This window comes from Mesorhizobium sp. M7D.F.Ca.US.005.01.1.1, from assembly GCF_003952545.1.
Taxonomy (GTDB): Bacteria; Pseudomonadota; Alphaproteobacteria; order Rhizobiales; family Rhizobiaceae; genus Mesorhizobium; species Mesorhizobium loti.
The window spans coordinates 2,397,045-2,422,196 of sequence record NZ_CP034453.1; the positions used below are offsets into that span (position 1 = coordinate 2,397,045).

23 protein-coding genes and 1 pseudogene are annotated in these 25,152 nt (G+C 64.4%); 15 read left to right on the top strand and 9 right to left on the bottom strand.

Going from position 1 to position 25,152, the window contains the following annotated elements:
- Positions 1–55: 55 nt before the first annotated feature.
- A complete protein-coding gene (locus EJ076_RS11620; RefSeq protein WP_126067917.1) occupies positions 56–1,378 on the top strand; it encodes an LLM class flavin-dependent oxidoreductase in 1,323 nt (440 codons plus the stop codon).
- A gap of 25 nt (positions 1,379–1,403) precedes the next feature.
- Positions 1,404–2,423 (top strand): NADP-dependent oxidoreductase, encoded by a 1,020-nt coding sequence (locus tag EJ076_RS11625; RefSeq protein ID WP_126067918.1) that lies wholly within the window; start codon positions 1,404–1,406, stop codon positions 2,421–2,423.
- A 67-nt stretch (positions 2,424–2,490) separates the two neighbouring features.
- Here the strand turns inward: EJ076_RS11625 and EJ076_RS11630 are convergent, their stop codons facing one another.
- From EJ076_RS11630 to EJ076_RS11650, 5 genes are read right to left on the bottom strand one after another with little or no spacing between them, the layout of a single operon-like run.
- On the bottom strand, positions 2,491–3,807 hold the full coding sequence (locus EJ076_RS11630; RefSeq protein WP_126067919.1) for an aspartate aminotransferase family protein: 1,317 nt from the start codon (positions 3,805–3,807) through the stop codon (positions 2,491–2,493).
- Positions 3,804–4,589 carry an N-formylglutamate amidohydrolase gene (locus EJ076_RS11635; RefSeq protein WP_126067920.1) on the bottom strand — a complete coding sequence of 262 codons (786 nt, stop codon included), beginning with the start codon at positions 4,587–4,589 and terminating at the stop codon, positions 3,804–3,806. Before EJ076_RS11635 ends, EJ076_RS11630 begins: the two co-directional genes overlap by 4 nt.
- Positions 4,589–5,911, bottom strand: coding sequence for a glutamine synthetase (locus EJ076_RS11640; protein WP_126067921.1), 1,323 nt, complete (start codon positions 5,909–5,911; stop codon positions 4,589–4,591). Before EJ076_RS11640 ends, EJ076_RS11635 begins: the two co-directional genes overlap by 1 nt.
- Positions 5,908–6,555 (bottom strand): isochorismatase family cysteine hydrolase, encoded by a 648-nt coding sequence (locus EJ076_RS11645; RefSeq protein ID WP_126067922.1) that lies wholly within the window; start codon positions 6,553–6,555, stop codon positions 5,908–5,910. The genes EJ076_RS11640 and EJ076_RS11645 overlap by 4 nt, the downstream gene beginning before the upstream one ends.
- Positions 6,552–7,490 carry a MurR/RpiR family transcriptional regulator gene (locus EJ076_RS11650; RefSeq protein WP_126067923.1) on the bottom strand — a complete coding sequence of 313 codons (939 nt, stop codon included), beginning with the start codon at positions 7,488–7,490 and terminating at the stop codon, positions 6,552–6,554. The genes EJ076_RS11645 and EJ076_RS11650 overlap by 4 nt, the downstream gene beginning before the upstream one ends.
- A 146-nt stretch (positions 7,491–7,636) precedes the next feature.
- On the opposite strand from EJ076_RS11650, the gene EJ076_RS11655 reads away from it, so the two are divergent.
- Genes EJ076_RS11655 through EJ076_RS11685 form a run of 7 tightly spaced genes read left to right on the top strand, consistent with a single transcriptional unit; the run spans position 7,637 to position 15,183 of the window.
- Positions 7,637–8,803 carry an FAD-binding oxidoreductase gene (locus EJ076_RS11655; protein ID WP_126067924.1) on the top strand — a complete coding sequence of 389 codons (1,167 nt, stop codon included), beginning with the start codon at positions 7,637–7,639 and terminating at the stop codon, positions 8,801–8,803.
- Positions 8,803–10,659 (top strand): branched-chain amino acid ABC transporter ATP-binding protein/permease, encoded by a 1,857-nt coding sequence (locus EJ076_RS11660; protein WP_126067925.1) that lies wholly within the window; start codon positions 8,803–8,805, stop codon positions 10,657–10,659. The genes EJ076_RS11655 and EJ076_RS11660 overlap by 1 nt, the downstream gene beginning before the upstream one ends.
- Positions 10,660–10,704: 45 nt before the next feature.
- Entirely contained in the window at positions 10,705–11,871 is a 1,167-nt protein-coding gene (locus tag EJ076_RS11665) for an ABC transporter substrate-binding protein (RefSeq protein WP_126067926.1), read from the top strand.
- Between the two features lie 4 nt (positions 11,872–11,875).
- Complete coding sequence (locus EJ076_RS11670) at positions 11,876–12,580, top strand: ABC transporter ATP-binding protein (RefSeq protein ID WP_109670061.1); 705 nt, start codon at positions 11,876–11,878, stop codon at positions 12,578–12,580.
- A 5-nt stretch (positions 12,581–12,585) separates the two neighbouring features.
- On the top strand, positions 12,586–13,467 hold the full coding sequence (locus tag EJ076_RS11675; protein ID WP_109670059.1) for a branched-chain amino acid ABC transporter permease: 882 nt from the start codon (positions 12,586–12,588) through the stop codon (positions 13,465–13,467).
- Between the two features lie 4 nt (positions 13,468–13,471).
- Positions 13,472–14,101 carry an FMN-binding negative transcriptional regulator gene (locus tag EJ076_RS11680; RefSeq protein WP_126067927.1) on the top strand — a complete coding sequence of 210 codons (630 nt, stop codon included), beginning with the start codon at positions 13,472–13,474 and terminating at the stop codon, positions 14,099–14,101.
- 29 nt (positions 14,102–14,130) lie between these two features.
- Positions 14,131–15,183 carry an ornithine cyclodeaminase gene (locus EJ076_RS11685; RefSeq protein ID WP_126067928.1) on the top strand — a complete coding sequence of 351 codons (1,053 nt, stop codon included), beginning with the start codon at positions 14,131–14,133 and terminating at the stop codon, positions 15,181–15,183.
- On the opposite strand, the gene EJ076_RS11690 is transcribed toward EJ076_RS11685, so the two are convergent.
- The 4 genes from EJ076_RS11690 to EJ076_RS11705 form a co-directional block, all read right to left on the bottom strand.
- The gene (locus EJ076_RS11690) at positions 15,184–16,287 is read right to left on the bottom strand and encodes an alcohol dehydrogenase family protein (protein WP_126067929.1); all 1,104 of its coding nucleotides are present in this window, start codon (positions 16,285–16,287) and stop codon (positions 15,184–15,186) included.
- 9 nt (positions 16,288–16,296) lie between these two features.
- Positions 16,297–17,676 (bottom strand): aspartate aminotransferase family protein, encoded by a 1,380-nt coding sequence (locus EJ076_RS11695; protein WP_126067930.1) that lies wholly within the window; start codon positions 17,674–17,676, stop codon positions 16,297–16,299.
- 134 nt (positions 17,677–17,810) lie between these two features.
- Complete coding sequence (locus EJ076_RS11700) at positions 17,811–19,304, bottom strand: NAD-dependent succinate-semialdehyde dehydrogenase (protein ID WP_126067931.1); 1,494 nt, start codon at positions 19,302–19,304, stop codon at positions 17,811–17,813.
- A gap of 130 nt (positions 19,305–19,434) precedes the next feature.
- Positions 19,435–19,926: an Lrp/AsnC family transcriptional regulator gene (locus tag EJ076_RS11705; protein WP_109670199.1), complete on the bottom strand. Its 492-nt coding sequence runs from the start codon at positions 19,924–19,926 to the stop codon at positions 19,435–19,437.
- A gap of 83 nt (positions 19,927–20,009) precedes the next feature.
- On the opposite strand from EJ076_RS11705, the gene EJ076_RS11710 reads away from it, so the two are divergent.
- The 6 genes and pseudogenes from EJ076_RS11710 to EJ076_RS11735 form a co-directional block, all read left to right on the top strand.
- The gene (locus tag EJ076_RS11710; protein WP_126067932.1) at positions 20,010–21,395 is read left to right on the top strand and encodes a PLP-dependent aminotransferase family protein; all 1,386 of its coding nucleotides are present in this window, start codon (positions 20,010–20,012) and stop codon (positions 21,393–21,395) included.
- A 272-nt stretch (positions 21,396–21,667) separates the two neighbouring features.
- The gene (gene ehuA / locus EJ076_RS11715; protein ID WP_126067933.1) at positions 21,668–22,459 is read left to right on the top strand and encodes an ectoine/hydroxyectoine ABC transporter ATP-binding protein EhuA; all 792 of its coding nucleotides are present in this window, start codon (positions 21,668–21,670) and stop codon (positions 22,457–22,459) included.
- Positions 22,460–22,546: 87 nt separating this feature from the next.
- Positions 22,547–23,398 (top strand): ectoine/hydroxyectoine ABC transporter substrate-binding protein EhuB, encoded by an 852-nt coding sequence (gene ehuB / locus EJ076_RS11720; protein ID WP_109670042.1) that lies wholly within the window; start codon positions 22,547–22,549, stop codon positions 23,396–23,398.
- 167 nt (positions 23,399–23,565) lie between these two features.
- Positions 23,566–24,225, top strand: coding sequence for an ectoine/hydroxyectoine ABC transporter permease subunit EhuC (ehuC, locus tag EJ076_RS11725; protein WP_126067934.1), 660 nt, complete (start codon positions 23,566–23,568; stop codon positions 24,223–24,225).
- A gap of 16 nt (positions 24,226–24,241) precedes the next feature.
- On the top strand, positions 24,242–24,901 hold the full coding sequence (gene ehuD, locus EJ076_RS11730; RefSeq protein WP_056588914.1) for an ectoine/hydroxyectoine ABC transporter permease subunit EhuD: 660 nt from the start codon (positions 24,242–24,244) through the stop codon (positions 24,899–24,901).
- A 3-nt stretch (positions 24,902–24,904) separates the two neighbouring features.
- Positions 24,905–25,152, top strand: a pseudogene (locus tag EJ076_RS11735) (ectoine utilization protein EutA); the annotation flags it as partial.

Sequence of the window (25,152 nt, forward strand, 5' to 3'; positions counted from 1 at the left end):
AGGTCAGGATTCGAGCGCTGGTGCTCGACTGTATCGATCGGTCGGAACGACTTTCATGACACGGAAACAATTGCGTCTCGGCGCCTTCATGCGTCCCGTCAGCCTGCACACCGGCGCCTGGCGCTACCCGGGCGCTTATCCCGATGCCAATTTCAACTTCGCGCATCTGAAGCGCTTCGCCCAGACCCTGGAGGCGGCGAAGTTCGACGCCTTCTTCATGGCCGACCATCTGGCCGTTCTCAACATGCCGATTGAGGCGCTGCGGCGCAGCCATACGGTCACCTCGTTCGAGCCGTTCACGCTGCTGTCGGCGCTTGCCGCCGTCACCGACCATATCGGGCTGGTCGCCACCGCATCGACGACGTTCGATGCGCCCTATCATGTTGCCCGCCGCTTCGCCTCGCTCGACCATATCAGCGGCGGCCGCGCCGGCTGGAACATCGTCACAACGTCCAATCCGGATGCGGCGCTCAACTTCGGCCTCGACGAGCATGTCGAGCATGACGAGCGCTACCGGCGGGCGCGAGAATTCTACGATGTCGTCACCGGCTTGTGGGACAGCTTTGCCGACGATGCCTTCATCCGCGACGCCGAAAGCGGACTCTATTTTGACCCGGCCAGACTGCATGTGCTCGACCACAAGGGTGAGCATCTCTCGGTGCGCCGCCCGCTCAACATCGCGCGGCCGGTGCAGGGCTGGCCGGTCATCGTCCAGGCCGGCGCCTCGGAGGCAGGACGCCAGCTGGCGGCGGAGACGGCGGAAGTCATTTTCGCCGCGCATGCCGATCTCGCCTCGGGACAGCGTTTCTTTGCCGACGTCAAAAGCCGTGCGGAGAAACTCGGCCGGTCGCGTGACGACATCAAGATTCTGCCGGGTGCCTTTGTCGTCGTCGGCGACAGCGTCGAGGACGCGCAGGTCAAACGGGCGAAGCTCGACAGCCTCGTCTATTACGAGAGCGGCATTGCCTCGCTGTCGATCGCCATCGGACATGACGCGTCCGGTTTTGACCCGGACGCGCCCTTGCCGGAAATCCCCGAGACCAATGCCTCGAAGAGTGGCCGCGAACGCGTCATCGAACTGGCGCGCCAGGAAAACCTGACGGTCAGGCAGCTTGCGCAAAGGCTGGGCGGCTATTCCGGCCTTGCCTTTGTCGGCACGCCTGAAACAATCGCCGACGAGATGGAGGAATGGCTGGTCGGCGAGGGTTCCGACGGGTTCAACATCATGTTTCCCTACCTGCCTGCCGGGCTCGATGATTTTGCCGAGAAGGTCGTGCCCGAACTGCAGCGTCGAGGGATATTCAGGCGGCAATATGAGGGATCGACGCTACGCGAGAATCTCGGCCTGAAGCGTCCGCCCAACCGGTTTTTCGAGTAGCACTTCCTTCGCAGAGAGGTCTCCAATGTCGACCCAGACCAACACCCGCATCGTGCTCGCGGCGCGGCCGCAAGGCCGGCCGAAGCCAGGCGACTTCCGCATCGAGACGGTTGATGTCGTCCAGCCGGGGGAGGGTGAATTGCTGCTGCAGATCCTTTATCTGTCGCTCGATCCCTATATGCGCGGGCGCATGAACGCCACGAAATCCTATGCCAAGCCGGTCGATGTCGACGGCGTGATGGAAGGCGGTACCGTTGCGCGTGTCGTCAGGTCCCGCCACGCCGACTTCGCCGAGGGTGACATCGTCCTGTCCCATTCGGGATGGCAGAGTTTTGCACTGTCCGATGGTGTCGGGCTGCGCAAGCTCGATCCTGCGACTGCACCCGTCACGACGGCGCTTGGCGTGCTCGGCATGCCGGGCTTCACGGCCTATGCCGGCCTGCTCACCATCGGGCAGCCGAAGCCTGGCGAGACGGTTGTCGTGGCGGCTGCCAGTGGTGCGGTCGGGTCGGCCGTTGGCCAGATCGCACGCATCAAGGGCGCGCGTGCCGTCGGCATCGCCGGCGGCGCCAACAAATGCGCCTTCGTGCGAAACGAACTCGGCTTTGACGCCGTCGTCGATCACCGTGCCGATGATTTTGCCGAGCAGTTGAAGACAGCCTGCCCTGACGGCATCGATATCTATTTCGAGAATGTCGGCGGTCATGTCTGGGATGTTGTGTTTCCGCTGCTCAACGAGTTTGCGCGTGTGCCGGTCTGCGGGTTGATCGCGCAATACAATGTCATTGCGGATGCCGGCATCGACCGGCTGCCGACATTGATGCAGCAAGTGCTGCACCGCAGCTTGACGATCAGGGGGTTCATCCAGCGTGAATTTGTCGACCAGCGTCCGGCCTTCTATCGTGAGATGGCCGACTGGATAGCGTCCGGCCGCGTTCGCTACAGGGAAGATATCGTGGACGGCATCGAGAACGCGCCACAGGCCTTTCTTGGCCTTCTCGAGGGCAGGAATTTCGGCAAGCTTGTTGTGCGTATCGCGGAATAACTGTCGCGCAATGAAGCGAGGGCTGCCGAAACAATTTCTGTCACAGCCCGTGGCGACGCCTTTTTGTTCACCACATCATGAAGGAGGCGACGTCGGTATCCGAGACCTTGCCGGCATTCACGTCGGCGATCGCCTGGTCGACGATTGCGACGCCCTCCGCTACCTCGTCTTGCGTCAGCGTCAGCGGCGGCATGAACTCCAGCACATTCGCCTTCAACCCGACATAGGTGAAGGCCGCGCCCAGTTCGTAACCACGATAGATGATCTTGGCCGTGGTCGTCGCTGCAACGGGCTCGCGCGTCGCGCGGTCCTTGACCAGGTCGACGCCGATGACAAGGCCGCGCCCGCGCACGTCACCGATGATCTCGTGCTTGGCGCCGAGTGCCCGCAGCGCATCGGAAAACAGCGTGCCGATCTGCGCCGAGCGCTCGACCAGGCCTTCCGTCTCGATGGTCTTCAGCACCGCATTGCCGGCCGATGTCGCCACCGGGTTGCCGGCGGTCGTCTGCAGAGCGAAGGCCGGCGCATGGTCCATGATTTCCTTCGGGCCGATCACGGCCGACAGCGGCAAGCCGCCGCCGATGCCCTTGCCGAAGACGACGAGGTCCGGCGTCAATCCTTCGTGCTGGAAGCAGTGCATCAGGCCGCTGCGGGCGAGCCCGACCTTGACCTCATCGACGACAATCTTGATGCCGTGCCTGCGGCAACGCTCCTGCAACGCCTTGAGGAAGCCGGGTGGCGGCACGATCAATCCGCCATCCGACATCAGCGGCTCGATGAAGACGGCAGCGACCTGATGCGGCGGGCATGTGGTCTCGAACTGATAGTCGAGCAGGGCAAGCACGTCCTCGCTGCCGAAGTTCGGCCGGTACGGATCGGGGTAGGGCAGCAGAAGTACGCCCGGCCGCGGCAGTGTGTGGGTCATGGCGGTATGGCCGCTGATGCCCATCGAGCCCGAGAGGTTGCCGTGATAGGAACCGATGAACGAGATGAAGCGCGAACGGCCGGTGGCCGCCTGCAGCACGCGCACCGCGCAGTCATTGGCGTCGGACCCGGAATGGCCGAACCAGACGCGCCGTTCGCCTTCTCCGGGCGTGATTGCCAGCAGTCGTTCGGCCAACGATACGGCGGGCTCGTTTGGGTAGAGCAACAGGCTGGCGCCCGCCATGTTGCGGATCGACGTCTCGACCGCTTCGACGATCGCCGGATGGCCGTAGCCGAGCACCGCCGGACCAGCCGATCCCGACAGGTCGAGCAAGGAGCGGCCGCCTTCCTCGATCAGCCGGTTGCCCCGGCCGCCGATGACGCTGAGCGGCGAGAAACGCAGCTTGCCGATCTGGGCGATGGTCGCGGCGTCGCGTTCGCGCAGGGTGAGATTGCTCACGGCACGGTTTCCGTCTCGAGTGCGGGCAGTGCCGCCGCCAGGCGGTTCGCCCATTCCTCGATGCCGGACCGTGTCGACAGCAGATCCTGTCGGATCTCGACGAGGACGGCGGGGATGCCGCGATCGTCGCCATGGATGGGCACGGCGTAGTCGGCGTCGCGGCTGATCACATAGGGCACGTTGGCCGCGACATTGAGCGCCGCGTCGGTGCGCAGGCCCGAAAGGATCGCTTCGGCGAGACCGCTTGCATGGTCATGCAGCACGCCGGCATGCCAGGGCCTGCTGACACCGAGGAAGACCGGCGTGAACGAATGGATCGTCACGATCCGCGTCTGCCGGCCTGCTTGTGCCCGGCGGTCGAGATACGCGGCCACCCGGTCATGAAACGGCGAAAAGATGATTTCGGCACGCCGGGTTCGCTCCGTCGCATCGATGCCGACATTGCCGGGAATGTCGGTGTCTTCCGACAGAACCGGAATGCTGCCTTGGCTATGAAGCGGCCGGTTGAGGTCGATCAGCAGCCGGGAGTAGCCGCTGAGGAAGGCCGGAGCATCGAGCTTTGACGACAGCAGACGGGTCACTTCGGCGGCGCCGATATCCCAGGCGATGTGGCGCTGCAGATGGTGGGCATCGAGGCCGAGCTGCCGATACTCGGCCGGCATGTGGTTGGACGCATGCTCGCACAACAGCACGATATCGGAATGGCCGCGCTCGTTGAGAACCTCGACGGCGTCGGGCCAATCTTTTTGAGCGGGCAGTTCTTTTTCAGTCTGTCCAGTCATCAATAGAGCGTCCGGTAAAGATCGCAGATGGAGGCCGGATCGAGACCGGCAAGGCGCTCCGCTTCGTGTTGCTTGAGGCCGACGAAGGTTTCGATGAAGACAGGCGCGAACCATCCCGTCACGGTGCTGTCGGCCACAAGCGCGTCCAGCGCAGCCGGCAGGGTTTCGGGCAGGCGCACGAGACCGAGCTTTGCCCGCTCCGCCTCGCTCATCAGCGTCGGGTCACCGGTGACCAATGGCGGCGAGGGCAGGTCCGCCTTCAGTCCCTCCAGCCCGGCGCGGATGATCGCCGCCAGCGACAGATAGGGATTGCCGGTGGCGTCGGCGGCCCGGTATTCGATGTTGTACTGCCGCGCCGGAACGCGTCCGCCGATCGTCACCGTCGGGCAGATGCGAAGCGAAGCCTCGCGGTCGCGGTCGGCGAGCCAGGTGTAGGACGAACTCCAGCTGTGCGGCTTCAGCCGGTAGTAGGACGACACGCTCGACGCCGTCATGGCGGTGATACCAGGCAGATGGCGCAGCACACCGGCGCAGAAGGCGCCGGCTTTGGCGGAAAGGCCGCCGGGCAGCGCCGCATCGTAGGTCACCGGCTTGCCGGCCTCGTCGACGAAGCTGAAATGGATGTGGACGCCATTGCCGACGGCAGTCGGCGCTGTCTTGGGCGCGAAGCTCGCACGCCAGCCGGCATTGCGCGCCAATTCGCGCGTGATTTCGCGGATGGCGACGGCGCGGTCGGCCGCCGTCAGCGCGTCCGCCGGCTCGTGCGTCACTTCGAACTGCTCGTCGCCGAATTCGGCGATGACCACTTCGGGCGCGACGCCTGCCTCCTCCAGCGCCGCCATCAGATTGGGCGCAAACGGGTCGGCGCGGCGCAGTGCGGCGAAAGACATCGAATGCGCCGGCGCGAAGCCGCCATCGGCGACATGGAATTCATGCTCGAAGGCGGCGATGACCGAGAGGCCGGTCGCGGCCTTCAGCTCGGCCAGCGCGTTTTTCAGCATCGTGCGCGTGCAGCCGAGCCACGGGCTGCCGTCGAGTTCGACGATGTCGCCGGCGACCATGTCGAACGGCGTCAGCGATCCGGTGCGTGTCGTGCGAAAGCGCGCCTTGAGATCGGGGATCAGCCGCAGGTCGCCCGACGAGCCCCAGGGGTTGGGATCGACGATCGAGTTGAACGGCGTCAGCGACAGATTGGCTTGCAGCCAGCCGACGCCGGTCGTGGCGGTTTTCTGCAACTTGCTTTCGGCAACGAAGCGACCTCGCGTAACGGCGGAGAGATCCGTGGTGACGACGGCAACCAAAGGCTCGACGGTCGATGTCATGCCGTTTTTTCCAAAGCGTTGAAGCGGGCGACGACCGTGTCGGTGTCGGTGACCCAGCAGTAGCCGCCGAAGGCCTTGAGCGCGATGTCGTGGCGTTCCTGGGTGATGGTGGCGCAGGCGTCCGCTACGCAGGTGACGAGGTAGCCACGGTCGGCGCCGTCGCGCACCGTCATGTCGACGCATTGATCGGTCAGCACGCCGACCACGACGAGATAGCGAATGCCGAGGTTCTTCAGGAGATAGTCGACATTGGTCGAGTTGAAGATGCCCGACGACGTCTTCGGCAGCATGATCTCGTCGCCGACCGGCGCCAGTGACGCCACCGGCAGGCCCTTTGCGAGGCTGGGCGCAACATGGATCGGTGTCAGCTTGTGGTCGAGCGAGCGGTCGCGGCCGTCTTCGGTCAGGCTCTGGATTATGGTGTGCAGAACCTCGACGCCGTTGGCCCGCGCGGCGGCCAGCAGGCGCTCCTGGTTGGGGATCGTCTGCGACGATGTCTGCCGGTAGAAATAGTGATCCGGTCCACGCTCCGGATGCGAGGGATCGGCGCCCGGCTCCAGCCAAATGCGCTGCATGTCGACGAGCAGCAGCGCCGTTTCGCCGGCGCGGAAGGCTTCGTTTCGCTTGGGTAGGGCCAGGGTCATGCTTTGTCGTCCTGCTTTGCTGATTTGGGTCCAGGTATCTTGCGTGGTCCGGGTGTATGGCCCGCGCCGTTCTCTTGCGGGTCGCTGTCGAGCGTTACGGCATTGGCATGCCGCACCTTCTCAAGCCGCTCGATGCGAGCACGAGCGTCGTCGTCCAGCGTCGAAACAATATGAGCGGTGAGGGCTTCCATCTGGGCGATCGCCGGCGCCAGCGTATCGTAGGGCGAGGCCACTTCGAGCGGGCTGACGATGGTGACTTCGGCGAGATCTGATATCGGCGACAGCCACTGGTCGGTGAACAGGACAATGCGCACGTCGAGCGCCGCCGCCTGTTTTGCATAGGCCATCACATCGAGCTGGTAGCGGCGGTAGTCGAAGACGATGAGCACGTCGCGCCGGTCGAGGTCGGCCAGTGTGTCGAAAGTCTGTGGCGAGAGCACACCAAGATCGCGAACCTTGGGGCGAAACTGCACGAGATATCCGGCAAGCATGCCGGCGATGTGGCGGCTGAACCGGCCGCCGACCAGCACGACCTCGCCCTTGGCCTCCATCAGCAGGCGGGCCGCTCGCTCGTATGTCTGGACGGGTGTCGCGGCGGTGGCTTTCTGCAGGGCCGTGGTGACGCTATCGAGATAGGCCAGCACGGCGCTGTCGTTCGAGCCGCTCTGCCGCTTGGCCTCCATCATCAGCAGCGGCGAATGCAGCCTTGCCTCGACTTCGGCCAGAAGCTTTGCCTGGAAATCCGGAAACCCTTCATAGCCGAGCTTCATCACCAGCCGCACCACGGTCGGATCGCTGACGCCGGCGCGCCGCGCCAGCGACGAAGCGGTGCCGAGGCCGGAAGTCGGATAGTCCGTCAACAGCAGCCGGACAATCTTCTCCTCCGACGGCGTCAGCGTGAGATCCCCGCGCATCAGAACATCGCGTATCGCCATGGGCCTCCCCGAAAATCCGTGTTCTCTTGTTTTGTCGAGTTTATTACAGAGATTTAAATCTCGGTCAACAATGAAGAGATATTGACATTGCGCGATCGCTGGCCCTACCTTGTCGGAAAGCAGCCAAGAGACTGTGGGGAACAGCCATGCGAAACGGAAGCGACGTCATCGTCGTCGGTGCGGGTATTGTCGGATCTAGCGCCGCCTATCATCTGGCCAAGGCCGGTGCGAAGGTCACGCTGGTCGAGCAGACCCATCCCGCAGGCGGCCCGTCGGGTAAATCGTCGGCGCTGCTGCACGCCTTCTACCTGATGCCGGAACTGTCGCAGCTTTCCATCCGTGGCCGCGAGATCCTCGTGTCGCTGCCTGAGATATCAGGCGAAGGCTCTTTCGTCACCGAAGTCGGCATGATGTGGGTCTGCGGCAACGACAACAAGGCAGGCTGGACGGCGGCAGCCGAACGCATTCGCGGCGAGGGCGCGCGCATCGAGACATTGTCGCCACAAGCCTTTGCCGACGCCGCGCCCGGCTTTGCCCTGGACAATGTCGCGCTGGCATTGTGGGAGCCGGAATATGGCTATGCCGATGCCTTCGGCGCCACCAACGCCATCGCCCGTGCCGCCCGCGCCAATGGTGCGAAAATCATGCAGAACACGTTGGTCGAGAGCCTTCAGCGGCAGGGCGACCGCATCACCGGCGTCACCTTGATCGACGGAACGGTGCTGGAGGCCGATACCGTCGTCCTGGCCGCCGGGCCGTGGACGCGCCGCCTGCTGGCGACAGTGGGCCTCGATTTGCCGCTGCATGTCGAGCGCCACCCGATGGCCGTGCTCGACGCTGCTGGCAAGGCAAGGCAGGTCATGCCATTTGCCTGGTGCGACGACATCTCCTGCAACTATGCGCGGCCCGACAATGACGGCGTCATCCTGGCCGGCACCTGGGCCGGCGGCGGCACCGGCCTGCGCCACGAACATGCGGGCCGCCCGCGCTTTGTCGAAAATCCCGATGACTATATGGAAGGTGTCGAGGAGCAGGAATCGGTCGAGATCCTGGAGACCTTCGCCACCCGTGTGCCGGCCATGGCCGAACTTGGCATCCGGCCCGGCTACGCCGGGCTCTACGACATGAGCCCCGACGATCTGCCTGTTATCGGACCCATGCCTGGGGTTGAAGGGCTGATTGTTTCTGCGGGGTCCTCCGGCCACGGCTTCAAGACCGGTCCGGCCGTCGGCGAGGCGGTCGCCAGGCTGGTCACCGAGGGCGTGCAGCCGATCCTGGCGCCGTTCTCACCCAACCGTTTCAAGGCCGCGTGATGGCGTCGGTGACGATAAGCGAGAGCAAGCCCAGCGGCTTCATGCCGGCCGCGTTCCGCAACGCCACGGCCGACGCCTTGTGCATGGTGGCGGTGCTGCTGCTGGTGGCGCTTGCCGCCTTCATCTTCGGTGGCGCCGCCATGCAACGCGTCGTCACCTATGCCGCGATCATGCTGACGGCGGTGCTTGGCCTGCAGATATTCTCCGGCAACAGCGGCATCGTCTCGTTCGGCCAGGCGGCCTTTGTCGGCCTCGGCGCCTACGCCACCGGCATCCTCACCATGCCGACCGCACTGCAGCGAACGGCACTGCGCGACCTGCCGCAGTTCCTCGCCGGCCATCAACTCTCCTTCTTCGCGGCGCTGGCCGTCGTCCTGGTTCTGGCTTTCATCATCGGCCTGTTGACCGGCACTCCGCTGCTCAGGCTTTCCGGGTCGAGTGCCTCGATCGCCACGCTGGCCATGCTGATCATCGTCTACACGCTGCTGGTCGCTGGGCGCGAGATCACCCGCGGCAGCCAGCCTTTCTATGGCGTGCCGCGCGAGGTCGGGCTGTGGACGGCCGCAGCCGTCGCTTCGGTGGCGCTGGTGGCGGCGAGGTTGTTTCGCGAAACCTCCTTCGGCCTTGCCACACGCGCCGCCGCCAATGACGAGCGCGGTGCGGCCGCCGTCGGCGTCGACCAGCGCACGGCGCGTCTGGCCGCCTGGGTGGCGGGTGTCGTTGCCGCCATGGCCGCCGGTGCCTTGATGGCGCAATTCCTTGGTGCGTTTTCGCCGCGCGATTTCTATTTCGACCTCGGCTTCACCATGCTCGCCATGCTGATCGTCGGCGGAATGACCTCGTCGCTCGGCGCTTTCGCCGGCGTCATCGTCACCATCGTTTTGATCGAAGTGGTGCGCCGCTTCGAAGGCGGCGGCGAAGTGCTCGGCCTGCATCTGCCTGTCCTGTTCGGCCTGACCCAGGGTGTGCTGGCCATTGCCATGATCCTGGTCATCTGGCGACGCCCGACCGGCCTGTTCGGCGAGCGTGAGCTGAACCTCCTGCGCCGGCCTGGACGTCAGGCCGTGATGGCTTCGGCGGCACCTCCGCAACATGTCGAGAGTGACCGGCTCACCGCCGATCATCTGTCGCGCCGCTATGCCGGCGTCGTTGCTGTCGATGACGTCAGTCTGAGCTTCGGTACCGACAGCATCACCGGCATCATCGGCCCCAACGGCGCCGGCAAGACGACGCTGCTCAATATGCTGGCCGGCGATGTCCAGCCAAGTGTCGGCACCGTATCGGTGGGTGGCGCGGTGCGGCAGGCTTCGGCCTTCCGCTTTGCCCGCTCCGGCGTTGCCCGCACCTTCCAGAACATCCGCGTCTTCCCGCACATGACCGTGCTCGAAAATGTCGTCGTCGCCGCACGCCAGGTGGAGCCGGATCTTGGCCATGCCGAGGCGGCGGCAATGGGCGAGCTCGCGCGCATGGGGCTGGAGAGATTTGCCGATCAGCCGGCCGCCAGGCTTGCCTATGGCCAGCGCCGCCGGCTCGAAGTGGCGCGCGCTCTGGCGTTGAAGCCGCGCTTCCTGCTCCTCGACGAACCGGCCGCCGGCATGAACGCTGTCGAGACCGCTGAACTGGTCTCCATCCTGTCGACGGTTCGCGCCGAGCGTCGCATCGGCGTGGTGCTGATCGAACACGACATGCGGCTGGTGATGAACCTGTGCGAGCGCATCGTCGTCATCGATCATGGCCGCGTCATCGCCGACGGCACGCCCACCGATATCCAGAAGAACCCTGCCGTCATCGCCGCCTATCTCGGCAGCCGCACGGCGCGCGCCAAGACCGCAACAGCTGAAAACCAGACCGCATGACCCGCAACGACAGCCAGCCATAAGAAATCCAGAAGGAGAACCGACATGCCAAGCCTCTATCGCCTCCATCGCGCCGCCCTGTGCGCTGCCATGTTCGGCATCGCCGCCATTTCGACGGCCAGCGCCGAGGAGATCATCATCGGTGCCGCGACCGCGCAGACCGGTGGCCTTGCCCCTTACGACCAGCCGGCACTTGCCGGCTTGCGCATGTCGCTCGACGAGCTCAACGCCAAGGGTGGGCTCGGCGGCAAATACACCGTCAAACTACTGATCAAGGACACACGTTCCGACACCGCGCAGACCGCCACAGTCGCGCAGGAACTGATCGACGCCGGCGCCAAGATCATGATCACGCCGTGCGACGCCGATCCCTCGATTTCCGCCGGCCAGCTCACCCAACCGCTGGGCATTCCGACCCTGACGCTGTGTGGCTCTGCCCCGGTGCTCACCGGCGCGGTCGGCGACGTCATGTTTGGCACCTATCCGGCCGACAATGTGCAGGCGACGGCGGTTGCCGACTTCGCCGTCTCCGAAGGCAGGAAGAAGGTGTTCCTGCTGACTTCGCCGGACTCCACCTACACCGCCAATTTGCCGGAATATTTCGGCAAGGTGTTCGAGAAGAAGGGCGGCGCCGTTGTCGGCCGCGGTACCTTCAGCATGGGTCAGCCCGATTTTTCCGCCGAGATCACCAACATCAAGGGGCTGGCCGACAAGCCGGACCTGATCATGACGGCGGCCTACGAGCCCGATTTCCCGGCCTTCATCCAGCAATTGCGCGGCGCCGGCGTCACGATCCCGGTCTATGGCGCCGATGCCATCGGCACGCCGACCATCAAGGCGCTTGGTAAGCTGGTCGACGGCGTCGTCTACACCGCGGCCGGCTATGCCGAGCCGGGCAGCAAGCTCGAGGCCTTCAACGCCGCCTTCACCAAATATGCCGGCCACGCGCCGGAATCGACCTATGAGGTCAATGGCTACGAGATCGGCCTGATCCTCGACCAGGCGGTCAAGACGGCCGGCTCCGACGACCCGAAGGCGGTTCGCGACGCCATCGCCGGCCTCAAGGATTTCGAAGGCATCACCGGCAAGATCACCTATGCCGGCACAGATCGCATGCCGCTGCGGCCAGTGGCGCTGATGCGCTATGAGGGCGGCGAGGGCAAGCATGTCCAGACCCTGATCCCCGACGCCGCCGACGTTCCCGCGCCGTGATGTCATGCTGAGCGTCGAAGCCCTGAAAATCCGGTACGGCGAAGTCGAGGCGGTGCGCCGCGTCGACCTTACCGTCGACAGCGGCGAGATCATCGCGCTGGTCGGCGCCAATGGCGCTGGCAAGAGCTCGACGCTCGGCGCCGTCGCCGGGCTGGTGCCGGTTGCATCCGGCAAGGTGATCTTCGACGGTGTCGACATCACCGGCCTGACGCCGGAGGCGATTGCCCGCAAGGGCGTCGCGCTGGTTCCCGAAGGCCGCCGCATCTTCGCCAGTCTGACAGTGGCCGACAATCTGCGGCTCGGCGGCGCAGTGCATCAGCCGGTGGCTGAGGCGCGGCTGCGCGAGGAGGAGATGCTGGAGCTGTTCCCGATCCTGCGTCGCTATTACCGCGTCAAGGGCGGCAATCTGTCCGGCGGCGAACAGCAGATGCTGGCCATCGCCCGCGCGCTGATGGGCAAGCCGCGCATGATCCTGCTCGACGAGCCCTCGCTCGGCCTTGCCCCGCAACTGATCGACACCGTCTTCGACCTGATCGCCGAACTGCGCCGCAAGGGCCTGACCATCCTTCTGGTCGAACAGAATGTGGCGCTGGCGCTCGAAATCGCCGACCGTGCCGTCGTGCTCGCCAATGGCGAGGTGGTGCTGTCGGGCACGGCAAAAGAACTCGCCTCCTCGGACCTCGTCCGCCAAGCCTATCTGGGAGCTTAAGAAGCATGATCGCGCAGCAGATCATCAATGCAGTGAGCCTCGGCGGCGTCTATGCGCTGCTGGCGCTCGGGCTGGCGATCGTCTTTTCCATCGTCGGCCTCATCAACTTCGCCCATGGCGAGCTGATGACGCTGTCGGGCTATGCGCTGCTGGCCTCGCTGGTGCTTGGCTTTCCGTTCCCGGTGGCGGTGCTTGTCGCCGTCTCCTGCGGCGCGCTTGCCGCCGTCGCCATGGAGCGCATCGCGTTTAGGCCGATGCGTGGCGCCAGCGTCACCAGCCTGCTGCTGACCAGCTTCGCCGTTTCCAGCCTGTTGAAAGTCGTCTTCCAGAACGGCATCTCGGCGCGGCCGCAGGCCGTCGCCATGCCCGGCTGGATGACCGGCGCCTTCTCCTTCGGCGACTTCACCATCGGCGTCGGTCCCAGCATCTCCATCGTCGTCTCGGCGCTGGCGCTGATTGCGCTGGAAGTCTTCCTGCGCCGCTCGGTGACCGGTACGGCAATGCGCGCCGCGGCGGAAGATTTCGACGTCGTGCGCCTGATGGGCATTCCGGCCAGCCGCATCATCGCTACAGCCTTCCTGCTCTCCGGCCTGCTGGCCGGGCTGGCGGCCATGCTGTGGGTGGCGCAGCGCGCCTCGGTCGATCCGCTGATGGGTTTTACGCCGGTGCTGAAGGCGTTCATCGCCGCCGTCGTCGGCGGGCTGGGCAGCCTTCCCGGTGCTGTCGCCGGCGGCTTCCTGCTCGGCGTCATCGAGGTGCTGTTGCAGGCGACATTGCCGGGAGCGATCGCGCCCTACCGCGACGCCATCGTGTTGTCGGGTGTCATCGCCGTGCTGCTGGTTCGCCCGCAAGGCCTGATCCCGGCGGTTCGCGCCCAGCGAAGCTGACCTGATGTATAGCAAGCCTGAATTCGCGCCGCTGTCGCGCGACGAGGTGTTCGGCTTGATCGAAGCCGCGGCCTTCGCCACGGTGGTGACGTCAGGATCGCAGGGCCTCGCCGTATCGCATCTGCCCTTGGTGCTTGATCGCGTGCGCGGTGAAAACGGAACGTTGGTCTCGCATCTCGCCAGGGCCAATCCGCACAGCGCGCTGATTGCCGAGGGCAGGGAGACGGTCGCCATCTTTCACGGCCCGCATGGCTACATCTCGCCGTCCTGGTATCCGCGCAACCCGGTGCGCGACAGCGCGCCGACCTGGAATTTCGCCGTCTTGCATTGCCATGGCCTGCCGATTCCGCTCGACGATCACGGCACCGCAAGACATCTGCTTCAGCTTGTCGACATGCTGGAGAGAGATCGCGACGACCGCTGGCGGATGCGCGAACTGGGACCCGGCGGCATGGAGCGGCGCATACCTGGTATCATAGGGTTTGACCTGCCGATCGGGCGGCTCGAAGCCAAGTTCAAGATGGGACAGGATGAGCGCCTCTACGACACGGGCGGAGCCATCAAGGCGCTGGAGCAAAACGATCCAGCGCTGGCAACGATGATGAAGGCGCACAACGCGCATCGCCAGGACTGACCGTCGGCATGCGGCAAGGATAAGAAAAAATGATTCCCAATCTCAACATCGTCCCCTTCGTCAGCGTCGACCACATGATGAAGCTGGTGCTGAAGATCGGCGTCGAACGTTTTCTCGTCGAACTCGCCGGCTACATCGAGGACGATTTCCGCCGCTGGGAGCTGTTCGACAAGACGCCGCGCGTCGCCTCGCACAGCGCCGAAGGCGTCATAGAGCTGATGCCGACCAGCGACGGCGAGGTCTACGGCTTCAAATATGTCAACGGCCACCCCAAGAACATGCGCGAGGGCCGCCAGACCGTGACCGCCTTCGGCATGCTCGCCGACGTCCACAATGGCTATCCTGTGCTGCTATCCGAAATGACCATCCTGACCGCGCTGCGCACAGCGGCGATGTCGGCTCTGGCCGCCAAGTACCTGGCGCCGACCGGCTCGAACTGCATGGCGCTGATCGGCAATGGCGCACAGGCCGAATTCCAGGCGGTGGCCTTCAAGGCGCTGCTCGGCGTCGACAGGCTGAGGCTTTACGACATTGACCGCACGGCCACCGAAAAATGCATCCGTAATCTCGCCGGTCTCGGCTTCGACATGGTCGCCTGCGGCACCGCGCAAGAAGCGGTCGAGGGAGCCGACATCATCACCACCGTCACCGCCGACAAGCAGTATGCCACCATCCTCACCGACAACATGGTCGGCTCCGGCGTGCACATCAACGCGGTCGGCGGCGACTGCCCGGGGAAAACCGAACTGCACCGCGACATCCTGCTGCGCTCCGACATATTCGTCGAATATCCGCCGCAGACGCGCATCGAGGGCGAGATCCAGCAGCTTGCACCGGATCATGAGGTGACCGAGCTGTGGCAGGTGATGTCAGGCGCGGTGCAAGGCCGGCGCGACCCCGGCCAGATCACGCTGTTCGATTCGGTTGGCTTCGCCATCGAGGATTTCTCGGCGCTGCGCTATGTCAGGGATCAGCTGCGCTCGACCGGTCTCTACCAGGAACTCGACATGCTGGCCGACCCCGACGAGCCACGCGACCTGTTCGGCATGCTGCTGAGAGCGGCCCAACAGGTTGAGGCATAGTCAGTCAGCCGAATCCCACATGGCATCCGGCACCACCACCAGTTTGCCAACGAAATCCTTGGCGATGAAATCCGCCTGCGCATGGTGGAAATCGGAGAGCTTGTAGACGCCGCCGACCAGCGGCCGGATTTTCTTCGCTTCGATGTATCCAACGATGCGGCGGAAATCAGCGCGCGTGCCCTGGCTCGAGCCATGCAGCTGCAATTGCTTCAGATACATGGTCCTGAGATCGAGCTGCACGACCGGGCCGGCAATCGCGCCGGCGGTTGTGTAGCGGCCCTCGGGCCTCAGAATACGCAAGAGGTCGTTGAAGACGGTGCCGCCGACGAGGTCGGCGACCACGTCGATCGGCTGGCCACCGGTCGCTTCGTTTACGGCTTGCGGCAGGTCGACAACGCCACGGGTGATGACGGCCTCGGCGCCGATGTCGAGCACGGCCTGTTCCTTGCCCTTGCCGGCGACGGCATAGGGAATGGCGCCGCGCGCCCGTGCCAGTTGCACGATACCGGAACCGACACCACCCGAGGCGCCGGTGACCAGCACGCGTTCACCGGCCTTGAGCGCGGCCCGTTCCAGCATCTGTTCGCCGGTGAGATAGGCGCAGCAGAAGGTGGCGAGTTCGACGTCGGTCAGCTCGGTATCGACGACATGGGCATTCTCGGCCGGCACGGCCTGGTATTCGGCGTAGCCGCCGTCGCGGCCATGGCCCATATAGTCGATGTCGGCGAGTGAATCGTCGTCGCGGTTGTAGATCGAGAAATCGACCATCACCCGTTCGCCGATACGGTCCGGCGACACACCTTCGCCGACAGCGGCGACGGTGCCGACCGTGTCGGTGCCCTGGATGCGCGGGAACGTCAGCGTGTTGCCCTGGCGGCGCCATGTCGACACGGCGGCAGCATCCTCTTCCGTGCCATAGGCGCCCTGGCGCACCCAGACATCGGTGTTGTTCATGCCGCAGGCGCTGACCTTGACCAGCACTTCACCGGGAGCAGGCGCGGGCACTTTGACATCGCTGCGGTAGACGAGCTTTTCCGGTCCGCCGTGCCCGGTGAGAAGCACGGCGGCCATAGTGGCGGGGAGGGTTCTGGTCATGGCATTCATCGGTCGATCTCAGAGATTGGCAAACACGCTCTTCACCGCATCAGCCGTCTTCGAAACGACGATGTCGGCTTCTTCGCGGGTCAGGCAGAGCGGCGGGGCGAAGCCGAGGATGTCACCCTGCGGCATGGCGCGGCCGATGACGCCGCTTGCGGCAAGCGCCGTTGCCACTTGCGGCCCGATCTTGAGCGAAGCGTCGAAGAACACCCGGTCGTCCTTGTCGGCAACGAACTCGACCGCCGCCAGCATGCCGTCGCCGCGCACGTCGCCGACATGTTTGTGGCCGCCGACCGCTTTGGCCAGCTCGGCGCGGAAATAGGCGCCGGTCTCGCGGGCATTCGTCACCAGGTCCATCTCGTCGATCAGTTCGAGATTGGCGACCCCGGCGGCAACGCAGATCGGATGCGCCGAATAGGTCCAGCCATGGCCGAGCGAGCCGAGCTTGTCGGAGCCCTCTACCAGCACCTGCCACATCTTGTCGGCGACGATGACGCCTGACAGCGGCGCATAGGCCGAGGTCAGGCCCTTGGCGATGGTGATCAGATCCGGCTTGATGCCATAGTGGTCGGAGCCGAACATGGTGCCCAGCCGGCCGAAGCCCGTCACCACCTCGTCGGCGACCAGCAGCACGTCGTACTTCTTCAGCACCGACTGGATTTTCTCCCAGTAGCCAGCCGGCGGCGGCACGATACCGCCAGTGCCGAGGATCGGCTCGCCGATGAAGGCGGCGACCGTTTCCGGGCCTTCGGCCAGGATCATCTCCTCAAGCTTGTCGGCGCAATGCTGCGAGAACTGCTCTTCGCTCATCGAGCGGTCGGCGCGGCGGAAATAGTAGGGCGCCTCGGTGTGCAGGATCGGTGCGCGCGGCAGGTCGAAGGCGTTGTGGAACAGGTCGAGCCCGGTCAGTGATCCCGTCATCACGCCCGAGCCGTGATAGCCGCGCCAGCGCGAGATGATCTTCTTCTTCTCCGGCCGTCCCAGCACATTGTTGTAGTACCAGATCAGCTTGATGTTGGTTTCGTTGGCATCGGAACCCGAGAGGCCGAAATAGACCCGCGACATACCTTTCGGCGCGCGGTCGATGATCATCTTGGCCAGCGTTATCGAGGCCTCGGTGCCATGGCCGACATAGGCGTGGTAGTAGGCGAGGTTCTTCGCCTGGGCGGCGATGGCGTCTGATATCTTCTGGCGGCCGTAGCCGACATTGACACAATAGAGGCCGGCAAAGGCATCGAGGCTCTTCCTGCCATTGTTGTCCCAGACGGTGACGCCTTCACCGCCGGCCATGATGCGCGTCGGGCTTTCGCCGCGTGCGTGCGTGCCCATATGGGTCGAGGGATGGAAGAAATGGTCGCGATCCCAGGCGGCGAGTTCGTTGGATTGGTCGAGCATTCTTTTTGACTCCTTGAAAAAGAAACCTGGTTCCGCGCTAAGCCACGTCCAGACAGAGATACTTCAGTACGTGAGCACCGGAAGCGCAGAAGCCTGGCATTTGCAGGCCGGCATCACCTGAATATCGACACATCTTAGGCTACGTCCAGGCAGAGATACTTTAGATCGGTGAAGGCTTCGAGCCCGTGGCGCGAGCCTTCGCGGCCAATGCCGGATTGCTTGACGCCACCAAACGGGATCGGCGCGCCGGTGATCTTGACGCGGTTGATGGCGACCATGCCGTAGTCGAGCGCGCGGCCCATGCGCTGCTGGCGGGCGCCGTTCTCGGTCACGACATAGGCGACGAGGCCATATTCGGTGGCGTTGGCGCGGGCGATCACCTCGTCCTCGCTGTCGAATGGCGTCACGGCGGCGACCGGACCGAAGGTCTCCTCGCGCATGATCAGCGCCTCGTCGGTGACATCGGCCAGCAGCGTCGGCTGGTAGAACAGCGGCCCGGCCTGGTGCCGCTTGCCGCCGGTGAGGCAACGCCCGCCATTGGCGATAGCGTCGGCTACCTGTTCCTCGACCTTCTTGACGGCGCGCTCATGCATCAGCGGCCCGATGTCGATTTCCTGAGCAAGGCCGTTGCCGGTCCGCAGCGCCTCGATGCGCTTGGCGAAGGCGGCGCAGAAGCGCTCGTAGATCGGACGCTGGACATAGATACGGTTGGCGGCAAGGCAGTCCTGGCCCGAGGTGGCGAATTTGGCGTCGATGGCGATGCTCACCGCTTTGTCGAGATCGGCATCGGCAAAGACGATCAGCGGCGCATGGCCGCCAAGCTCCATCACCAGCCGCTTCATCGTCGGCGCACTTTGCGCGGCGATCAGCCGGCCGATCTCGGTCGAGCCGGTAAAACTCATGGCGCGGACGCGCGGATCTTCGCACATTCGGCCGACGATGGTCGAAGCCTTGCCGGTGATGATGTTGAAGACGCCGGCGGGCAGGCCGGCGCGTTCGCCGAGTTCGGCCAGCGCCAGCGCCGACAGCGGCGTCTCCGAGGAGGGATGCGCAACAATGGTGCAGCCGGCGGCAAGGGCGGCTGCCGCCTTGCGGGTCAGCATCGCCAACGGAAAATTCCACGGCGTGACGACACCGACGACACCGAGCGGCTCGCGCCGCACCATCATTTCCGCGTTCGGCAGATGGCTGGTGACGCTCTCGGCATTCAGGCGTTTTGCTTCTTCCGCATACCATTCGACGAAGGAAGCGGCATAGTCGATCTCGCCCAGCGACTCCTGCAGCGGCTTGCCCTGTTCCAGCGTCATCAGCAGAGCGAGGTCTTGCTTTGCAGCGATGATCAGCTCGAACCATTTTCGCAGGATTTTCGAGCGCTCCTGCGGCAATAGCGCCCGCCAGGCCGGAAAGGCGCGCGCCGCGGCATCGATCGCGTTTGTCGTCTGCCGGCCATCGAGCGCGGCGACGAAAGCGACAGTCGTGCCGGTGGCCGGATCGGTGACCTCGAAACTTTCGGCAGCCTCGCTCGCCGTCCAGTGGCCGTCGACATAGGCGAGTTCGCGCAACAGCCGGCGGTCGGCGAGGCCGTCGAGCGCTTCATGGCGATGCGAGCGGGCGAAATGCGCGGACATGGTCGATGCCTCCCGGTTCGGACTGATGCGGGAAGACTATCCGCCCGATGCAGACAGAGAGGCTGTTTGGATGCCTTGAAGTAGAGAGACTCTCTCTATTGTGCCGTCCGGCGAGAGGATCTCTCCAATCCTACGGCGACGCCGGCAGCAGGTCGGCGATCGGCAGCGCGATCTCGTCCTTCACTGTCTTGATGACGATGTAGGTGAAGTAGCGATCGATGCCGATTTCGCGGTCGAGCAAGCCATCGACCAACCGTTGGTAGGCGTCGATGTCGCGCGCCATCACCTTCAGCACATAGTCGACGCCGCCGCCCACCGACCAGCAGGCGACGATCTCGGGAATGTCGCGGATGACGCGCTCGAAGCGATCGAAATCGGCCTGGCGGTGGTTGGCCAGCGTCACCTCCATCAGCACGGTGGCGACGGGTGCGACGACGCGCATGGCGATCCTGGCGTGGTAGCCAGACACGATCCCGGCCTTTTCCAGCTTGCGCAGCCGCATCCAGCACGGCGTCGGCGACAGGCCGACCTGCTCGGCCAGCGCCAGCTTGGTGATGCGTCCGTCGCGCTGGATGGCGTCGAGGATTTTCAGGTCGATCGGGTCGAGTTTCGCAGCGTTCATCGGCGTCCACTTTTTCGTCCACCGCACCATGACGGCGCATTATTTCGATTGTCAATTGCACTGATTTTGATCTCTAATAAGTCATGACATTGTGGCAACCTGATCCCGCGCTCATCCGGCGGCCAGCCTATCAATCGCTGGCCGACCAGTTCGCGCGCGCCATCCATGACGGGCGCCTTGCCAATGGCGCACGACTGCCGACCCATCGCCGGCTGGCTGACGACCTCAAGCTTTCGGTGCAGACGGTCAGCCGCGCCTATGAAGAGCTGATCCGGCGCGGCCTGATTTCGGGCGAGATCGGCCGCGGCAGCTTCGTCCAGACGCAGCGCCGCGAGCCGGAACCGCCATACCTGCCGGAGCGGCTGGGCGAAGTTATCGATCTCTCGATCCTGAAACCGGTCTGCGAGCCGATGCATCTGGAGCGGCTGAAGCAGGCGCTGGGCTGGCTGGCCGAGAACCTGCCGTCGAGTTCAGCCCTTTCGTTCCGGCCCAACATGGTGTTTCCGCGCCACCGCGCGGTGGCGGTCGAATGGCTGAAACTGTGCGGGCTCGACACCTCCGCGCAGAACATCAGCCTGACCAACGGCGCCACCGCCGGCATGACCGTGGCGCTGATGAGCGTGGCGCCGCCTGGCTCGACGGTCGCCACCGAGGCGATCGGCCATCACACGCTGGTGCCGCTGGCCCGCTATCTCGGCTTCAACCTGGAGGGGCTGCCGATCGACGACAACGGCCTGATCCCGGAGGCGCTGGACGAGGCGTGCCGGCTTTCCGACATCCGCGCCGTGTTCGTGCAGCCCTCGGTGATCAACCCGACGGCGACGCTGATGGATGCGGCGCGGCGCGAGCAAATCGCGGCTGTGGCGCGCAAGCACGACATCGCCATCATCGAGAACGATGTGCTGGGTCCCCTGGTCGAAGACCGGCCGCCGCCGGTTGCTGCCTTCGCGCCAGAGCGCACGCTCTACGTCACCTCCTTCACCAAGATCACCGTGCCCGGACTGCGCATCGGCTATCTCGCCGCGCCTGACCGTTATGTCGCCGCCGTCGCCAACCGGCATCTGGTCTCGAACTGGATGGCGACGCCGCTGGTGGCGGAGATCGCCACCAAATGGGTGACCGACGGCACGGCGATGGAGCTTGTCCATTGGCAGCGCGCGGCATTGCGGCGCCGGCAGGATATTGCGGCGCAAGTGCTGGCGGGGGTCGACTATCGCGCCAAGCGCGACGGGCTGCATGTCTGGCTGCAACTGCCGGCCGACCGCGCCGAGGAGAGCTTTGTCGCCCAGGCTCGCCTGCAAGGCGTGGCGATCGCACCCGGCACCTCCTTCCGCATCTCGGATGCGCCCTGGCATCCGGCGGTGCGCATCTCGCTGGGCTCGACCACCGAGGGGGAACTGCGCGCCGGCCTCGGCGTTGTCACCAAGCTGCTGCTTGGCGATCCGGAGCATCTGCTGCTCGCTATCTAGCGAGTACGCCGCTATTCGGGTGATGCCGGTCTGCGAAAGGTAGCCTCCTGCGCTTCCGGTATTCACGTACGAAAGTACGCTCCGTTCCGGTTCTCGGAGGCTCCCATTCTCGGCTCGGCCTGACCCGAATCCCGGCGCACTCTTCGGCACTGGTTGCTCAAGAATTGTGCGGAATGGGAAATATTGTCATGATATTATTTTCCCAATTGACATGATTTGGCGCGTTCCGCATCGTTAAGGGGCACAGGCTTCTCCAGCACGGGGAAATTCATTTGTCCGCATCAGCGCCCATTATCAAGATCGACGGCATCTCGAAGAGCTTCGGCAGCTTCAAGGTGCTGGACGGCCTGTCGATGCAGGTCATGCCTGGCGAGAAGCTGGCGCTGATCGGTCCGTCAGGCTCGGGCAAGACGACGATCCTGCGCATCCTGATGACGCTGGAGCGCATCGATGGCGGTCATATCCAGATCGACGGCGAGCAGCTCTACCACATGGAGCGCAATGGTCAGTTGCTGTCCGCCGATGAGCGGCACCTGACAAGGATGCGCCAGAAGATCGGCATGGTCTTCCAGCTGTTCAACCTGTTTCCGCATAAGTGCGTCATGGACAATGTCACGTTGGCGCCGATGCTGACCAAGGGCACGCCGCGTGCCGCCGCCGAAAAGCGGGCGATGGAACTGCTCGAGATGGTCGGCATGGCCGACAAGGCGAAGAACATGCCGGCACAGCTTTCCGGTGGGCAGAAGCAACGCGTGGCGATCGCCCGGGCGCTCGCGCTATCGCCGAAGATCATGCTGTTCGACGAGGTGACGTCGGCGCTCGATCCGGAACTGGTCGAGGAGGTGATGAACGTCATGCGCAAGCTAGCCGCCGAGACCGACATGACCATGCTGCTGGTCACCCACGAGATGGGTTTCGCCCATGATTTCGCCGATCGGGTGCTGTTCTTCGATCGTGGCAAGATCGTCGAGGAAGGCAAGCCCGACGAGATTTTCCGTCATCCCAAGCAGGAGCGTACGCAAGGCTTCCTGAAGAAGATCATCGCGGCCGGACATCGCGTCTGACCGTAATGCCGAGGCGGCAACGCCGCCGTCAAGGGCGGCGAGGCCGCCCGTAACAAAAGCAAGACAAGAAACAAGGAGTTGGGAACAATGAACAAACCTAGCATTCTGGCCGGCGTTGCCGGTCTTGCACTGACGGCGGTGCTGGCCGCCTCGACCGCCGGTTCGGCCGACGACAGCAAGCTCGAGCAACTCAAGGCACAAGGCTTTGCCCGCGTCGCCATCGCCAACGAGCCGCCCTATACGGCGGTCGCCGCCGACGGCAAGGTCTCGGGCGCGGCGCCCGATGTGGCGCGCGAGATATTCAAGCGCCTAGGCGTCGCCGACATCGTCGCCTCGATCTCCGAATATGGCGCGATGATTCCCGGCCTGCAGGCCGGTCGCTTCGATGTCGTCACCGCCGGCCTGTTCATGAAGCCGGAACGCTGCGCTGCCGTTGTCTATTCAGAGCCGGTGCTGTGCGACGCCGAGGCGATGCTGGTGAAGAAGGGCAACCCGAAAGGCTTCAAGAGCTACGAGGATGTCGCCAAGGACACGACCGCCACGATCGGTGCGCCCGGCGGCGGCACCGAGGAGAAGCTGGCGCTCAACGCCGGCGTGCCGCGCGAGCGTGTCATTGTCGTGCCGGACGGCCAGAGCGGCGTGAAGATGCTGCAGGACGGCCGCATCGATGCCTATTCGCTGCCGGTTCTGTCGATCAATGATCTGGTCAAGAAGGCCGCTGATCCAAACCTCGAAGTCATCGCTCCGGTGCAGGGCGCGCCGGTCTATTGTGACGGCGCCGCCTTCAAGAAGGGCGACGAGGCGCTGCGCGATGCATTCGACGTCGAGCTCGCAAAGATGAAGAAGTCGGGTGAGTTCGCCAAGATCATCGAGCCCTATGGCTTCTCGGCGGCGGCGGCGATGTCGACGACCCGCGACAAGCTCTGCGCGGCGAAGTAGCGCCTGTTTTCCTTCTCCCCGTTTTACGGGGAGAAGGTGGCCCGAAGGGCCGGATGAGGGGCGGTGCCAAGTTTTGCCAAGCTAGCGCTGCCCCTCATCTGCCTGCCGGCATCTTCTCCCCGTGAACGGAGAGAAGGGTCCAAGAATTACCAACGTTGGAAACCTAGATGACCCAGTGGTCCGGCTATTTCGGCCTGATATTGCAGGGAGCGCTTGTCACCATCGAGCTGACGCTGATGGGATCGGTGCTTGCCCTGTTCATGGCCTTTCTCGCCGGAATGGGTCGGCTGTCGCGTTTCTTCGTGCTGCGCGCGCTGGCCACCGCCTACATCGAATTCTTCCGCGGCACCTCGATCTTCGTGCAATTGTTCTGGGCCTATTTCGTGCTGCCCTTCATCGGTATTTCGCTGACGCCGTTGCAGGCCGGCGTGCTGGCGCTCGGCCTCAATGTCGGCGCCTATGCCGCCGAAGTGGTGCGCGGCGCCGTCCAGTCGATCGGCCGTGAACAGTATGAAGCCTGCACCGCGCTCAATCTCGGCCGCTGGCAAGGCATGCGCCACGTCATCCTGCCGCAGGCGCTGCTGGTGATGCTGCCGACCTTCGGCAACAACGCCATCGAACTGCTCAAGGCGACCGCCGTGGTATCGCTGATCTCGCTCACAGACCTGACCTTCCAGGCGCAGGTGGTGCGGTCGCAGACCGGCAACACCTTGGTGCCGTTCACCACCATCCTGATCATCTATTTCATCCTGGCGCTGCTCATCTCGTGGGGCGTGCGCTCACTGGAACGCCGCATGGCGCGCGGCCTTGATGGGGTGCGTGCCTGATGGCCGGAGCCTTCTGATGGAATGGGATTGGAATTTCGTCTGGGAAATCATGCCGACGCTGATCCAGGGGGTGAAGATCACCATCCTGGCGACGCTGCTCGGCTCGGTGCTGGCGGCGATCGTCGGGCTGGGCATCGCGCTGGCGCGCCGCTCGCCCAACAAGGCGTTGTCGCGCACGGTCGGCTTTCTCGCCGAGTTCATTCGCGGCACGCCATTGCTAGTGCAGCTCTATTTCATCTTCTACGTGCTGCCCGACATCGGCATCCTTTTGCCGCCGCTGGTGGCCGGTGTCATCGGGCTCGGGCTGCATTACGGCACCTACACCGCCGAGGTTTATCGCGCCGGCATCGACAATGTGCCGCGCGGCCAATGGGAGGCCGCCAAGGCCTGCAATCTGAGCGCCAGGCAGACCTGGACCCACATCATCATTCCGCAGGCCATTCCGCCGATGATCCCGGCGCTGGCCAATTATTTCATCGCCATGTTCAAGGAAACGCCGCTGCTGTCGGCGATCACCGTGCTGGAGCTGATGAACCAGGCGAAAAGTGTCGCCAACACCTACTATCGCTACATCGAGCCGATCACGCTGGTCGGTGCCTTCTTCCTCGTCATCAGTCTGTTTTCGGTCGTGCTGCTGCGCTGGCTGGAACGCCGCTACGGCAAGATCGAGAGGTAGCCGATGAAACCCTTGCCCGAGATCAAAGTTTACCCAAAGAGGCCAGCGCTGGATGTGCGCCCGCTAGAGCGGCGCGTCGGCCTGATCATCCTTGCCACCGACCACACCAGCGAGCCGGATTTCCGCCGCATGGTGGCGAGCGAGCGGATTGGCGTCTACGTCGCGCGCATTCCCTACGCCAACCCGACGACGCCGGAAAACCTGCGCAAGATGCAGCCGGCGCTGACGGCGGGCGCGGCCCCGCTCCTGCC